The sequence below is a fragment of the Bradyrhizobium sp. ISRA430 genome, assembly GCF_029909975.1.
Classification (GTDB): Bacteria; Pseudomonadota; Alphaproteobacteria; order Rhizobiales; family Xanthobacteraceae; genus Bradyrhizobium.
In genome coordinates this window covers 427,399-440,894 of sequence record NZ_CP094516.1, presented here as the reverse complement: position 1 = coordinate 440,894, position 13,496 = coordinate 427,399, and the positions used below count along the sequence as shown (strand labels likewise).

Sequence of the window (13,496 nt, the reverse complement as noted above, 5' to 3'; positions counted from 1 at the left end):
GCTTAAGCCGTTGCCTGCCCGTTGTTTTCAGCTAGGGCGCGCCGACCACCTGCGCCACTTTATGTCGGATATTTAACGCTTCGCACCACAAATCTGGCTCGGAAGCGGCGACGAGTAAAAATCGCAATTTCGTGGCCGGAAAGGCATTGGGCATTTTCAATTTGTGTCATCATGCACCGCCATCGCGAAATGACGTGACGCCCCTATAATCTGGAATGACGACGTTTGGTCGCGGGAGAAGGCCGAGGATGCGGACGATTCTGGCGGGCCTGGTTTTGTGCAGTGCAATTGTGGGCGCAGCGACGGCCAGCGAGCCGTCACCGGAGATGATTGCCCGCGGCGAGGCGCTGGTGGTGGCTGGCGATTGCGCGGGCTGCCACACCGCCGATCCTGCAAAGCCTTTTGCCGGCGGAACGCGCATCGACACGCCGTTCGGCGCGATCTTCACCCCGAACCTGACGCCCGATCGCGACACCGGGATCGGCGCCTGGACCGACGCCGACTTCACCCGCGCCTTGCGCTACGGCACCGCGCCGGACGGCTCGCTGTACTACCCGGCCTTCCCCTACCCCTATTTCACCCGGATGACCAAGGACGACACGCTGGCGATCCGCGCCTATCTCGCAACGCTGCCGCCCGTCGTGAGCCGCAACAAGCCGCCGGAGCTGCGCTGGCCGTTCGGCTATCGCGGCCTGATGCGGGCCTGGAATTACCTGTACTTCAAGCCCGGCTTGTTCGAGCCGGATCAGGGCAAGAGCACCGAATGGAATCGCGGCGGCTATCTCGTCACCGGGCTCGGCCATTGCGGCGCCTGCCACACGCCGAAGAACTACTTCGGCGCAGACAAGGATGCGCTGGCGTTGTCCGGCAACGACATCGGCGGCTGGTTCGCTCCAAGGCTCGATGGCGCGGCGCGCAGCGGGCTGAAGTCCTGGAGCGTCGAGGACCTCGCCGAATATCTGCAAAGCGGCCGCAACGCCAGGAGCCACGCCGACGGGCCGATGGCCGAGGTCATCGTCGGCTCGACCTCGAAGATGAGCGATGCCGACGTGCGCGCGATGGCCGTGTATCTGAAGAGTCTGCCGGCGGCGCGGCGTGAGCCGATTGTGACGCCGCCTGATGATGCCGAGATGAAGGCCGGCCAGGCTGTCTACGCGCGGCTCTGCATCGCCTGCCATGAAGCCGACGGCTCCGGCGCGCCGCGCATCTATCCGCCCTTGCCCGGCAATGCGCTGCTGCAATCGGTCAATCCATCCTCCACCTTGCGCATCATGCTCGACGGCGCGCACACCGTGACGACGCCCCGCGCCCCGAACACGGGCGAGATGCCGGGCTATGCCAAGCAACTCTCCGACGAGCAGATCGCCGCGGTGACGAACTACATCCGCAACTCCTGGGGCAATGCCGCGCCGCTGGTCACGCCGGCACAGGTGGCGAAAGCGCGGAAGCAGGAGCCGTGATGGCGGAAAGTACCGGGCGACGAAAGTGCACTCCCTCTCCCCGTTCTTACGGGGAGAGGGTTGGGGTGAGGGGCAGCCTCCGCAAAGATGGTGACATTTGAACGCGCGGAGAGTCCCCCTCACCCGCCGCGCTTCGCGCGTCGGCCTCTCCCCGCGCGCGGGGAGAGGCGAAGATCTACCGCTCATCTCCCGTGAAGACGAACTTCGGCATCTCCCATTTGTAGCCCACCGCGAGCAGGCGGAAGCCGATGCCGAGCACAAATATCAAAATGGTCCAGAGCTCGGCGTTGAGCTTGAGGCCGAACGCCGTGGCATAGAACAGGCCGGTGACGACCGAGACGCTGGCATAGAGCTCGGAGCGGAACAGCAGCGGCACGTCGTTGCAGAGGATGTCGCGCAACACGCCGCCGGCGGAGCCCGTCACCATGCCGGAGACGATGACGATCGGCAGCGAGGCATCCATCTGCCAAGCGACGTCGCAGCCGGCCATGGTGAAGACGACGAGCCCGATGGCATCGAGCATGATGAAGGCGACCTTGAGCCTGTGCACGAGGCGCGCGAACAGGATTGTAATGAAGGCCGCGCCGCCAGCCAGCGCGAGATAGATGGGGTTAGCGACCCAGGCCAGCGGATAATGTCCGAGGAAGAGGTCGCGCAGCGTGCCGCCGCCGAGCGCGGTGATGCAGCCGAGGAAGCAGACGCCGAGCCAATCCATGCTGCGCCGGCCGGCCGCAAGCGCCGCGGTCATGCCCTGTGCGGCCACCGCAACCAGGGAAAGGAAATGCAGCACGCTATCGCTCGGCGGCAGGCTCCACATCGCTTTGTTCCCTTCCGTCCGTGGCGGAACCATCTCCGGGTTCCCCGATGAAACAGGTTCCCGATTCCCGCGAGGTGGGCAACCTGCGACGAAAGCATAAAGGATCCGGAACAGAATCTCGCAGCTACGGGTTGACCTGCCGCAATAACCGAGGAGACCAATCGATGGCTGACGACCGTTTTCCAAACGATCCGTACCGCCCGAATCTCGCCGAGGATGAGTATCTTCGCCAAGCGCGCCGGGATGCCGACCTGCAGGCCGATCCCGAGCTCGGCGAAGGTCCCGCCTCCAGCGGCAAAATTGCGTTGTTCGCCGTCGCGATCGCGCTGGTGCTGGGCGCTGTGTTCTACGGACTGAACAACACCAGCACGAACAACCAGGCCAGCAATGCGCCACCCGCGCAGACCGCCCAGACGCAACCGGCCAATCCGGCCGCGCCTCCCGGCATGAAGAACAACGCCTCGCCGGGCGTGACCACGGGTGCGGCGCCGAACAAGCCGGCGGAGCCGGCTGCGCCGTCTGACGGCGGCAAGGCGCAGTAACACCATCACGCTGTCATCGCGGGCATGACGACAGGAACGAACACGGCGGGACCCGACATCCCGCCGCGTGTCGTTAGTTTGACCGTTTGCGTCAGCCAAACCGTTTGCGTCAGCTAAACCGTTTGCGTCAGCTAAACATCTTGTTGAGCTCGCCGCCGGAATAGCCGCCGGCCAGCTCTGCGAACGTCCCCTTCTCCGCCATCTCCTTCGCTGCGCGCATGAAGCCGCCCCAGGCCGCGCGCGCCAGCGAGCCGCCGACACTGATCCGGCGTACGCCGAGATCGGCGGCTTCCTGCAACGAGAGTCCGGAGCCGCCGATCAGCAGATTGAACGGCTTGGGATGCACGGCCTTCACCACTGCCGCGATGTCCTCGCGCGTCTTCAAGCCCGGCGCATAGAGGCAGTCGGCACCAGCGTCGGCATAGGCGGTGAGCCGGTCGATCACGAGCTCGAGGTCGGTCACACCCCACAGATACGCCTCGCAGCGACCGACCAGCATGGTGCCGCTGTCGCCGATCGCCTTGCGCGCCGCCTTCATGCGCTCGACCGCGAGCGCACGCTCATAGATCGGCTTGTCCTTGTCGCCGGTGGAATCCTCGATCGACAGGCCGGCCACGCCGGTCCGCACGCCGCGCTCGACATTTTCCGCAACCTTGTCGGGTTCGACCGCGAAGCCGCCCTCGAAATCCGCGTTCACGGGGATGTCGACGGCCGAACACAATGCTGCCAGATGCTGACAGACGTCGTCGACCGCGACGCGGTTATCGGCGTGCCCGATCGTCCAGGCGAAGCCGGCGCTGCTCGAGGCGATCGCCTGGAAGCCGAGATGCTGCAGCGCTTTGGCGCTGCCGACGTCGAACGGATTGGGCAGGATGAAGCAGCCGCTCTCGTGCATCTTCCTGAATGTCGCGCGCTTGTCCGCGGTCGTGACGTGCATGTTTCTCTCCCTTGTTGGCCGCGCAGACATAGGCACGCAGTGACGCGCGCGCTAGTGCGCGTCGTGTACGGCGCGGCTGTCCTTCGGCGCCTGTTCGCGGTCGGTCATGCCATAATCGCGGATCACGCTGGCAATGCGCAGGCGATAGTCGGCGAAGATCTTGCTGCGGCCCTTGGCCTGCGAGCGGCGGTGCTCCATCGTGTTGCGCCAGGCCTCGACCGCCGCCTCGTCGCGCCAGAACGACACCGACAGGATCTTGCCCTTCTCCGTCAGGCTCTCGAAGCGCTCGACCGAGATGAAGCCGTCGATGGTTTGCAGGAGCGGCTTCAGATCGGCCGCGATATCGAAATAGTCCTGGCGGTGTTCCGGCTTCGGCCAGACTTCGAAGATCACGGCGATCATGGGCATCTCCTCAAGATGGTGTTGGTGCCGCCTATAATACCACCTTGCGCAGGAAGGTCCGCTCCTCGCTAAGAATAAACTTGTTCTCCTCCGCGAAACGGAAATTGGCCATGCCTTCCGCATCCTGGCGCAGCCGCGCGCGATAGGCCTCATAGGCCGCCAGACTCTCGAAGGTGATCAGCGCGAAGGCGATGTTGTTGGTGCCCTCATGCGGCATGAAATAGCCGATCAGGTCGCCGCCGCATTTCGGGATGATGGTGAGCCAGCGCTTCGAATACTCCTCGAACTGCGCGCGCTTGAACGGATCGAGCTGGTAGCGGATGAAGACGGTGACGGACATGCGGGGTTCTCCTCATTTCTCCGTCATTGCGAGCCAACGGGTCCGCGCGAAGCGCGGCCCGATGACAGGCTCCGCGAAGCAATCCAGAGTGCGGCCGCGGAGGCAGCCTGGATTGCTTCGTCGCTTTGCTCCTCGCAATGACGAATTGGTTACAGCCTACGCGCTTGCCCGGCTACAATGCTTCGGCTATCATCGAAGCATGAAATCAGGACCCGACATCGCCATGGTCGCTTCGCTCGTCGGCGACCCCGCCCGCGCCAACATGCTCACCGCGCTGATGAACGGCCGCGCGCTCACCGCGAGCGAACTCGCGCAGGAAGCCGGCATCACGCCGCAGACCGCGAGTTCGCATCTCGCCAAGCTCGAGGCCGGCGGGCTGGTCGAGCCGGAGAAGCAGGGTCGGCACCGCTACTATCGCCTCACCGATCCCGACGTCGCCGGTGTGCTCGAAGGGCTCGCTGGCCTCGCGGCACGGGCCGGCCACATGCGCGTGCGAACGGGGCCGAAGGATCCGGCACTGCGGCGGGCGCGGATCTGCTATGACCATCTCGCCGGCGATCTCGGCGTGCAGATGCTGGACTCCTTGCGCGAGCGGCGCCTGGTGAAACAGAAGAAGCAGGAGATCGAACTGACGGTGGAGGGCGAGCGCTTCCTCGCCAAGCATCTGCAGATCTCGCCCGACATGCTCGCCCATCCGCGCCGCCCCATCTGCAAGGCCTGCCTCGACTGGAGCGAGCGGCGCCATCATCTTGCCGGCACGCTCGGCGCGGCCATGATGAAGCGCTTCACCGAATTGAAGTGGGCCGCACGCGATGCGACGCCCGGCAGCCGCGTGGTGAACTTCACCCGAACCGGCGAAAAGCAGTTCGCCGCACTGTTCGGCGACGGGCGGGAATAAACACAACTGCGTGTGAACGGCGACTCTCGTCATGGCCGGGCTTGACCCGGCCATCCACGCGTTTATTGCGGCTCGCACGTGGATGCCCAGGACATCTGCGCGAAGACGCGCTTCGCGCTTTTGCCCGGGCATGACGGAGACTGTGTCTCGCAGCATCAATTCCAATCAGAGACCTCCATGAACCGCATCCTGTCGGCCACGCTCTGCGCCGCCCTTCTCGCCTCTCCACTCGCCTCCACCCATGCCGCCGACACCACACCGCGCGAGCCCTATGGCATCGCGCTCGAGGGCTTTGCCTATCCCTATCCCGTCAACCTATTGCCGCTGGTCAACGACGGCGAGAATGTCCGCATGGCCTATATGGACGTGGCGCCAGTGCAGCCGAATGGCCGCACCGTGCTGCTGCTGCACGGGCGCAATTTTCCGTCGAGCTACTGGGCGCCGGTGATCAGGATGCTGAGCGAGGCCGGCTATCGCGTCGTCGTACCGGACCAGATCGGCTTCGGCAAATCCTCCAAGCCGCAGGGCGAACTGCATTTCGACACGCTGGCGCGCAACACCATCGCGCTGCTCGACCATCTCAAGATCGACAAGGCCGACATCGTCGCCCATTCCATGGGCGGCATGTTAGGGGTGCGCATCGCGCGGGCCTATCCGGATCGTGTTGTGCACCTCGTGCTGACCGCGCCGATCGGGCTGGAAGACTATCGCCTCTACGTGCCGCCCGTGCCGACCGAGAAGATCATCGAGACCGAGGACAAGCTCACGGCGGAAGGCTACCGCAAGCAGCTCGAGAGCAACTATGCGATCAAGCTCCCGCCTGATCAGATCACGCCGTTCGTCGACGCGCGCTTCAACGTCAAGGGCAGCCCGGACTATCCGCGCTGGCTGCGCGCCTTCGTCAGCTCAGGCCAGATGATCTATCGCGAGCCTGTGGCACACGAGATTCCGCTTCTTTCCGAGCCGACGCTGTTCATCATGGGCGCCGACGACCACAACGCCCCGGGCCGGCCGAACGCACCAGAGGCGCTACGGTCGAAGATGGGACACAACGCCGATCTCGCAAAGACGCTGGCCGCCAAGATGCCGAACGCGCGGGCCGAGGTGGTTCCGGACACCGGTCACCTCGTCTTCCTGGAAGCGCCCGACAAGTACAAAGAATTGGTGCTCGGCTTCCTCGGCCGCTAGCGCCAGTCGCTATCGCCTGACGCGACAACGAGGCGCGCATTCATGTCGCATTCAGGTCATGATTGCCAAGTTGGATCGCGCCGTGTCGACACGTTCCACCAAGTTTAACGTGTCCAATCGTGTCTTTTGATTCATTGTGCGCCCAAGCGCCTGCCCCAAGGACGAGAAGGAAGATCAAATGAAATATCTGCTCGCAGCCGTGATGCTCGCCAGCGCCGTCGTCGGCTTCAGCGAGGCGGCTAGCGCCGCCGGCGGCTGCGGCCCCGGCTGGTATCGCGGCCCCTATGGCGGCTGCCGCCCGATGCGCGGCCCGGTCGTGGTCGCTCCTCGGCCGCCGGTCGTGGTCGCTCCGCGCCCGCGCGTGTGCCCCTACGGCTTCCGCTGGTACGCCGGCCGCTGCCGCCCGTTCTGAACTGTTCGTACTGCAAAGTGGCCGCGCTGCATTGGCTGGCGCGGCCATTTTTGTCGATGATGCCTGAACAAAACGGGGACCGCAAAGCGGTCCCCGTTTGTCGTCGGCAGGCTGCGGTGGCGGCGACCTTACCAATGACGCCAATGGCGACGATGCCAGCGCCGACGCCAGCCCCAGTGACGGCGGCGCCAACCCCAGTGCCGATGACGCCAGCCCCAATGGCGGCCGTGCCAGCCGACCTGCTCGGGCTTGAGGTGAGCGGCTTCCTCGCTGGTGGTGACTGCGGGATGGGCGTCCGGATTGCCTTGCGACATGCGAGCGCCGTCATCGATCGGCTGCGGCGACAACGGCGCGGCCTGTGCAGTGGCCGTGAACGCGGCCGCTCCAGCCGCGACACCGAATGCAAGTTTCAAAAAGTTCCGGCGCTCCATGACATGTCCTCTGGGCTATCGGGCGAGTGATGCAGAGCGAAGTGTCGGGGTGACAGCATGAACTGCGGCTGAATCGCGCATTCAGATTCATGGAAAAGCTGGCACGAAGCTTGGTAGCCCGTATCGAGCGCAGCACAGCCAACGCTGCCGTCATTCCGGGATGCGTGGCTACGTCCCAAACTCCTGCGCGAGCACCAACGTCTCGCGCGTGCGCGTGACCTCGGGCCAGTCGCGGTTGAAGTCCGCAGTCAGCCGCTTCAGCGCCTCGCCCCTCAGCATGGCCTCGAGCGCCGCCTCGTCAGCGAACTGATACATCGCCTGATGCAACGAGGGCTCGTCGAGACTCCAAAACCGCCACGCCTTGCTCACGCCGAACGCTTTCACCGCGTCCGGCAGATGTTCGGTCTCGTACCATTTGTCGAAGGCGGAACGCTTGCCAGGATCGGCGACGGTGGCACGGACGACGAAGAAGGTGGCGGGCATTGGTTGTCCTCCCGATGGTTGTTTGGCCGCAGGATAGCCGTTTATGGAAGAGCATACGACAGGTTGCCGAACGGCTTCTGCCCGAGGACCGTGAGTTGAGGCAGCCCCGCGAAAAATATTCGTCGCGGATGTCGGAACGCAGGCCCTTCGTCCGTCCTTGCGGTGAACCAGGACATGGAGATGCCGAATGGCCGACCTCACGCTGACCACCTTCGATTGGGTTCCCGAAATGCCGCGGGGTTTTGTGCGCGACCTTCGTGTGCGTTGGACCCTGGAAGAGGCTTCCTTGCCTTATCGCGTCGCGAGCGTGCCGTTCGACGCAAGGGGCGCCGCGCATTTTGCGCACCAGCCCTTCGGCCAGGTGCCGTGGCTGACCGATGGCGACATCTCGATCTTCGAAAGCGGCGCGATCCTGCTTCATCTTGGCGAGCGCAGCACAGCACTGATGCCGGCCGATCCGCGCGGTCGCAGCGAGGCTATGAAGTGGGTGTTCGCGGCGCTCAATTCAGTGGAGATGGCCAGCCTGCCCTGGTCCATCCTGAAGTTCACCGGCAATGCGGGCGACACGCCGGCATGGAAATTTCTGGACGATTTCCTCAAGCTCCGCCTCAAACACCTCGAACCGGTGCTGGCGGGTCGCGAATGGCTGGCGGGGTCCTTCTCCGTTGCCGATATCCTGATGTCGGACGTGCTGCGCCCCGTCGATCGTTTCGACGGGCTCGCGGGACATCCGGCCTGTCGCGCCTACGTCGCGCGCGCCACGGCCCGCCCGGCGTTCGTCAAGGCCCACGCAGACCAGATGGCGCATTTCGCTGCGGCAGATGCGGCACGTAGGGCGGATTAGCGAAAGCGTAATCCGCCACTTCTCCATCCCGGTGAAGCAGACCTTGGTGGGTTACGCCCAACGGCTTGCGCTTCGCGCAGCCGCGGGACTAACCCACCCTACACAACCGGGCATGGCGACAACGCTGACAACGAGGAACTTGGCAGCGGACAAGCATTGACGCGACCATCCGCTGAACCGCAGCGTGCCAGCCGTCATACTTTATTCAAAGACCGGGTCGAAGATTCCGCACACGACATGGGCTGGGTCGTCCTGCATGGATTCATCAAACCAGAAGAGACAGCCATGGCAACCAAGGTAAAGCCGGTTCCCGAGGGATACCACACCGTCACGCCCTATCTCGTCGTCGATGGCGCGGAGAAAATCATCCGTTTCATGAAAGACGCATTCGGAGCCCAACCGGTCTTCGAGCCGATGATGCGGCCCGACGGCAAGGTTGGGCATGCGGAGTTCAAAATCGGAAATTCTGTCGTGATGATTTCCGACTCCTCGGACCGCGCACAAGCAACGTCCACGATGCTGTATCTCTACGTACCCAATGTCGACGCAGTTTATCAGAAGGCGCTCAAGGCTGGCGGCACATCGTTGATGGAGCCCGCTGATCAATTTTACGGCGACCGAAGCGGCGGCGTGACGGATCCGGCCGGCAACCGCTGGCACATCGGCACCCATATCGAGGACGTATCTCCGGCCGAACTGAAGAAGCGCGCGGCGGAGGCCATGAAGCAGCACAAGGCCGCGTAGACAAAGAGAAAGCTTCGCAGCCGTAGGGCGGATTGGCGCTAACATAGTCCGCCAATCTGTCGTCAGAAAAGCGGCGGGTTACGGCTTCGCCTCTCCCGCCCTACGCGTTCGAGCTCGACCGTTGCGCGCTTCTAGTTCTGTGAACGCGTAAAGGGGACAAACCGCACGAGAGCGACGCTGCGCGTCGTCGTCTTGCCGGGGGCGACTTTTTCGACGACCGTGAGCTCCTGCGTGGTGTAACCGGCTCCCACCGGCATGACGAGACGACCCCCCACTTTGAGCTGCTCGATCAACGGCGGTGGCGGATGCTCCAGCGCGGCCGTCACGACGATGGCGTCAAAGGGACCGCATTCGGGCCAGCCATCGTAGCCGTCGCCAAGCCTGACGCTCACATTGTCATACGCGAGGTCTCTCAGAGTCTTGGTGGCGGTCTCGGCCAATTGCGGCATGATCTCGATGGTGCAGACCTTTCGCGCCAGGTGCGCAAGGATGGCGGCCTGGTAGCCCGAACCTGTGCCGATCTCGAGCACGACGTGATCGGGCGCGACCTCGGCCAAATGGGTCATCAAGGCCACGATGGAGGGCTGCGAGATGGTCTGGCCGAGGCCGATCGGTACTGGACTGTCGGCGTAAGCGATCGCGCAGGATCGCTCGGGGATGAACAGATGGCGTTTGGTTTGCGCCATGGCCTCGAGCACCTTTTCCGACAGGCCTTGCTGTCCCAAGCTACTTCCGGCGGACCGGGCGTAGGCCCGGATGGTTTCGACCATGGCGGCGCGTTCACGGACGCATTGGTCGTCCGGTGGTGCATCCTGTGCGGCCGCCTCCCACGCCGCGACAACCATGGCAAACAGGTGCAGCAAGGCCTTCATGATCGTGCGCTCTCCACGAGATACGCAATTGGCGTCGACCGCTTGAGCGCAACGCGTGGAGCCGGCCAATGCCGGCATCCAGTCGTTACAGCTTGTAGCCGATCTTTCGCAGCAGGTCTTTCCGCCACGCAATGTCCGCGTCGGTCTCAATGCCTAGCGGCGAGTTGCCATCCACCACGCCGAGCACGCCGCGCCCGAGGTCCGTTTGCGCGACGATCACCTGTGTCGGATTGGCCGTCGCACAATAGATGCGGCAGACCTCCGGCACCGCGCGCACCGCAGCCAGCACGTTGACGGGAAAGAATCCGTCACCCAGGAAGATCAGGAACGTGTGTCCGGCGCCGATGGCCAATGCGTTGTCGCGCGCGAGGGTGAGAGCAGGTTCGTCGTTCCCCGACCAGCGCACCAGCCGCTTGCCGGAGGCTTCACAGAAGGCCAGTCCGAAGCGGATGCCCGGCACCGCACCGACCAGCGCCTCGTGGAGGTCTTCCACGGTCTTGATGAAATGCGATTGGCCGAAGATGAAGTTGGTGGCGTCCGGCTTGACGATGGGCACCACGGCGAGTTCCATGGCTGCGCTCCCGCAAGGGTCCAACGCCAGTCATGGTAGGCCCCCGGCAGACGATTGCAAGCCGCTTCACATCAGCTTCATGGGCGTATCAGCGACCAGACGAAGGTCGATCCTGCCGATCAACTCCAGGCGGCGCATCTCCGCCGCGCTGATCGCGGCATCGGTCTGCCGCAACGTGCTGATGTTCGAGCCGAGCGACACGATCCCGCCGAGCACCAAGGCGATCGATCCGAGCGCCGCGACCTGACCTGCTCCGAGCAGGCCGAGGATCGTGATCAGCAGCAATGCGGCCCCGCCGCCGATCGCGATCTTGGAAGCCAGAATGAACTTCCGGCATCGCTCCGCGATCTCGGCCAACGCCTCGATCCGCGCTTCGATCTCGGAAATCTCGTCGAGAGGATCGTCTTCGGTCATTGGAAGATCAAGGTGCCTCGCGAGCTTTGGCTCCAGCCGGTAGCCCCCTCACAACGGTAAATTGTCGTGCTTCTTCGCCGGCATTTCCGTCTTCTTGTCCTTCAGCATCGCCAGCGCCCTTGCGATCCGGCGACGGGTCGAGTGCGGCATGATGACGTCGTCGATGTAGCCGCGCTCGGCGGCGATGAAGGGGGACAGGAAGCGGTCTTCGTATTCCTTGGTGCGCGCCGCGATCTTCTCGGGGTCGCCGATGTCAGAACGGAAAATGATCTCCACCGCGCCCTTGGCGCCCATCACCGCGATCTGGGCGGTCGGCCAGGCGTAGTTCATGTCGGCACCGATCTCCTTGGACGCCATGACGTCGAAGGCGCCGCCATAGGCCTTGCGGGTGATGATCGTCACCAGCGGCACGGTGCACTGTGAATAGGCGAACAGCAGTTTCGCGCCGTGCTTGATCAGGCCGCCATATTCTTGCGCGGTTCCGGGCAAAAAGCCGGGAACGTCGACGAAGGTGACGATCGGGATGTTGAAGGCGTCGCAGAAGCGGACGAAGCGTGCCGCCTTGCGCGAGGCGTCGGAGTCGAGCACGCCGGCGAGCACCATCGGCTGGTTGGCAACGAAGCCGACGGTGCGGCCCGCGATGCGGCCGAAGCCGGTGACGATGTTCTTGGCGAAGGCCTCCGCGATCTCGAAGAAGTCGCCCTCGTCCACGACCTTCAGGATCAGCTCCTTCATGTCATAGGGCTTGTTCGGATTGTCGGGGATCAGCGTGTCGAGCGACATGTCGACGCGGCCGATGTCGTCGAAGCTCGGCCATTCCGGCACGCCGTCGGTGTTGTTGGACGGCAGGAAGTCGATCAGGCGCCGCATCTGCAAGAGCGTCTCGACGTCGTTCTCGAAGGCGCCGTCGGCGATCGAGGAGCGCGTCGCGTGAACCGAAGCGCCTCCGAGCTCTTCGGCGGTGACGACCTCGTTGGTGACGGTCTTCACCACGTCAGGGCCGGTGACGAACATGTAGCTGGTGTTCTTCACCATGAAGATGAAGTCGGTCATGGCGGGCGAATAGACGTCACCGCCGGCGCACGGCCCCATGATGACCGAGATCTGCGGGATCACGCCCGAAGCCAGCACGTTGCGGCGGAAGACGTAGGAGTAGCCCGCGAGCGCCGCGACGCCCTCCTGGATACGCGCGCCGCCCGCGTCATAGAGGCCGATGATGGGCGCCCTCGCCTTCATCGCCATGTCCTGAAGCTTTGTGATCTTCAGCGCGTGGGTCTCGGACAGCGAACCGCCGAATACGGTGAAGTCCTTGGCGAACACAAAAGTCTTGCGGCCGTTGACGGTGCCCCAGCCGGTGACGACGCCGTCGCCCGGCACCTTGGTCTTCTCCATGCCGAACTCGGTGGAGCGGTGCTCGACGAACATGTCGAACTCCTCGAACGATCCCTTGTCGAGCAGCAGCTCGATGCGCTCGCGCGCCGTCAGCTTGCCGCGGGCGTGCTGCGCCTCGATGCGCTTTTCCCCGCCGCCGAGCTTTGCGCCGGCACGACGTTCTTCAAGGGCGTCCAGGATATGTTTCATTTGCTCCCGCCAGTTCTTAGCTAAATGCGATTGCCGGGGGTTCTAACACGGCATTTTGCGGGCCGGAAAGCGGCTTTCGGCCTCGCAGGGCTGCCCTGCCGGTACGGAAAGCGTGAGCGATTACAAAGTTTTGCCTTGGGAGGCGGACCATGGATCAGAGCGTAACCGAGACCGGCGCGGCCACCGGCGGCGTCAGGCTTCTCTTGCGGCTGGAGGGGCTGACGCTGTTCGCGGGCATGACGCTGCTCTACGGCGCCTGGGGCGGCTCCTGGACGCTCTACCTCCTGCTCTTCCTGGTGCCTGACTTAAGCTTCCTCGCCTACCTGTCGGACGCGAAGTTCGGGGCGATGGTCTACAACGCCGCCCACAGCTACCTGGCGCCGGTGACACTGATGACGCTGGGCTTCGGCCTAGCTTCGCCGCTTACCCTGTCCATAGCCTTGATCTGGCTCGCCCATATCGGCGTCGACCGGGCGCTCGGCTATGGCCTGAAATATTCCGCCGGCTTCGGCTTTACCCATCTCGGGCGGATCGGGCGGCAGGACGGGACCTGATCTGCG

18 protein-coding genes are annotated in these 13,496 nt (G+C 64.1%); 8 read left to right on the top strand and 10 right to left on the bottom strand.

Annotated elements, in window-relative coordinates; genetic code table 11:
- Positions 1-248 precede the first annotated feature (248 nt).
- Entirely contained in the window at positions 249-1,460 is a 1,212-nt protein-coding gene (locus tag MTX21_RS02410) for a c-type cytochrome (RefSeq protein WP_280970344.1), read from the top strand.
- Between the two features lie 175 nt (positions 1,461-1,635).
- On the opposite strand, the gene MTX21_RS02405 is transcribed toward MTX21_RS02410, so the two are convergent.
- Positions 1,636-2,277, bottom strand: a complete 642-nt coding sequence (locus tag MTX21_RS02405; RefSeq protein WP_280970343.1) for a trimeric intracellular cation channel family protein — start codon at positions 2,275-2,277, stop codon at positions 1,636-1,638.
- Between the two features lie 164 nt (positions 2,278-2,441).
- Here MTX21_RS02405 and MTX21_RS02400 point away from each other — a divergent pair, with 164 nt between their 5' ends.
- The gene (locus MTX21_RS02400; protein ID WP_280970342.1) at positions 2,442-2,819 is read left to right on the top strand and encodes a hypothetical protein; all 378 of its coding nucleotides are present in this window, start codon (positions 2,442-2,444) and stop codon (positions 2,817-2,819) included.
- A 127-nt stretch (positions 2,820-2,946) separates the two neighbouring features.
- Here the strand turns inward: MTX21_RS02400 and MTX21_RS02395 are convergent, their stop codons facing one another.
- Genes MTX21_RS02395 through MTX21_RS02385 form a run of 3 tightly spaced genes read right to left on the bottom strand, consistent with a single transcriptional unit; the run spans position 2,947 to position 4,498 of the window.
- Positions 2,947-3,756 carry an isocitrate lyase/phosphoenolpyruvate mutase family protein gene (locus tag MTX21_RS02395; RefSeq protein ID WP_280970341.1) on the bottom strand — a complete coding sequence of 270 codons (810 nt, stop codon included), beginning with the start codon at positions 3,754-3,756 and terminating at the stop codon, positions 2,947-2,949.
- Between the two features lie 51 nt (positions 3,757-3,807).
- Entirely contained in the window at positions 3,808-4,158 is a 351-nt protein-coding gene (locus MTX21_RS02390) for an antibiotic biosynthesis monooxygenase (protein ID WP_280970340.1), read from the bottom strand.
- A gap of 31 nt (positions 4,159-4,189) precedes the next feature.
- Positions 4,190-4,498, bottom strand: coding sequence for an NIPSNAP family protein (locus MTX21_RS02385; RefSeq protein WP_280970339.1), 309 nt, complete (start codon positions 4,496-4,498; stop codon positions 4,190-4,192).
- A 199-nt stretch (positions 4,499-4,697) separates the two neighbouring features.
- Between MTX21_RS02385 and MTX21_RS02380 the strand changes: the two genes are divergently transcribed.
- From MTX21_RS02380 to MTX21_RS02370, 3 genes are all read left to right on the top strand, one after another.
- Positions 4,698-5,396: a metalloregulator ArsR/SmtB family transcription factor gene (locus MTX21_RS02380; RefSeq protein ID WP_280970338.1), complete on the top strand. Its 699-nt coding sequence runs from the start codon at positions 4,698-4,700 to the stop codon at positions 5,394-5,396.
- A gap of 177 nt (positions 5,397-5,573) precedes the next feature.
- Positions 5,574-6,584: an alpha/beta hydrolase gene (locus MTX21_RS02375; protein ID WP_280970337.1), complete on the top strand. Its 1,011-nt coding sequence runs from the start codon at positions 5,574-5,576 to the stop codon at positions 6,582-6,584.
- 178 nt (positions 6,585-6,762) lie between these two features.
- Positions 6,763-6,996: a hypothetical protein gene (locus MTX21_RS02370; protein ID WP_280970336.1), complete on the top strand. Its 234-nt coding sequence runs from the start codon at positions 6,763-6,765 to the stop codon at positions 6,994-6,996.
- A 128-nt stretch (positions 6,997-7,124) separates the two neighbouring features.
- On the opposite strand, the gene MTX21_RS02365 is transcribed toward MTX21_RS02370, so the two are convergent.
- Together MTX21_RS02365 and MTX21_RS02360 are read right to left on the bottom strand one after the other, a co-directional pair.
- Positions 7,125-7,427 (bottom strand): twin-arginine translocation signal domain-containing protein, encoded by a 303-nt coding sequence (locus MTX21_RS02365; protein WP_280970335.1) that lies wholly within the window; start codon positions 7,425-7,427, stop codon positions 7,125-7,127.
- Between the two features lie 168 nt (positions 7,428-7,595).
- A complete protein-coding gene (locus tag MTX21_RS02360; protein WP_280970334.1) occupies positions 7,596-7,910 on the bottom strand; it encodes a hypothetical protein in 315 nt (104 codons plus the stop codon).
- Positions 7,911-8,097: 187 nt separating this feature from the next.
- Here MTX21_RS02360 and MTX21_RS02355 point away from each other — a divergent pair, with 187 nt between their 5' ends.
- Together MTX21_RS02355 and MTX21_RS02350 are read left to right on the top strand one after the other, a co-directional pair.
- Positions 8,098-8,754 carry a glutathione S-transferase family protein gene (locus MTX21_RS02355; protein ID WP_280970333.1) on the top strand — a complete coding sequence of 219 codons (657 nt, stop codon included), beginning with the start codon at positions 8,098-8,100 and terminating at the stop codon, positions 8,752-8,754.
- 156 nt (positions 8,755-8,910) lie between these two features.
- Entirely contained in the window at positions 8,911-9,498 is a 588-nt protein-coding gene (locus MTX21_RS02350; protein WP_280971355.1) for a VOC family protein, read from the top strand.
- 131 nt (positions 9,499-9,629) lie between these two features.
- On the opposite strand, the gene MTX21_RS02345 is transcribed toward MTX21_RS02350, so the two are convergent.
- The 4 genes from MTX21_RS02345 to MTX21_RS02330 all read right to left on the bottom strand — a co-directional run bounded on the left by MTX21_RS02345 (position 9,630) and on the right by MTX21_RS02330 (position 12,936).
- Positions 9,630-10,370, bottom strand: a complete 741-nt coding sequence (locus MTX21_RS02345; protein WP_280970331.1) for a protein-L-isoaspartate(D-aspartate) O-methyltransferase — start codon at positions 10,368-10,370, stop codon at positions 9,630-9,632.
- 85 nt (positions 10,371-10,455) lie between these two features.
- Entirely contained in the window at positions 10,456-10,941 is a 486-nt protein-coding gene (locus tag MTX21_RS02340) for an adenosine-specific kinase (protein WP_280970330.1), read from the bottom strand.
- A 66-nt stretch (positions 10,942-11,007) separates the two neighbouring features.
- Entirely contained in the window at positions 11,008-11,355 is a 348-nt protein-coding gene (locus MTX21_RS02335; protein WP_280970329.1) for a hypothetical protein, read from the bottom strand.
- Between the two features lie 48 nt (positions 11,356-11,403).
- Positions 11,404-12,936 carry an acyl-CoA carboxylase subunit beta gene (locus MTX21_RS02330; RefSeq protein WP_280970328.1) on the bottom strand — a complete coding sequence of 511 codons (1,533 nt, stop codon included), beginning with the start codon at positions 12,934-12,936 and terminating at the stop codon, positions 11,404-11,406.
- A 149-nt stretch (positions 12,937-13,085) separates the two neighbouring features.
- On the opposite strand from MTX21_RS02330, the gene MTX21_RS02325 reads away from it, so the two are divergent.
- Positions 13,086-13,490 (top strand): DUF4260 domain-containing protein, encoded by a 405-nt coding sequence (locus tag MTX21_RS02325; RefSeq protein WP_280970327.1) that lies wholly within the window; start codon positions 13,086-13,088, stop codon positions 13,488-13,490.
- Positions 13,491-13,496 lie beyond the last annotated feature (6 nt).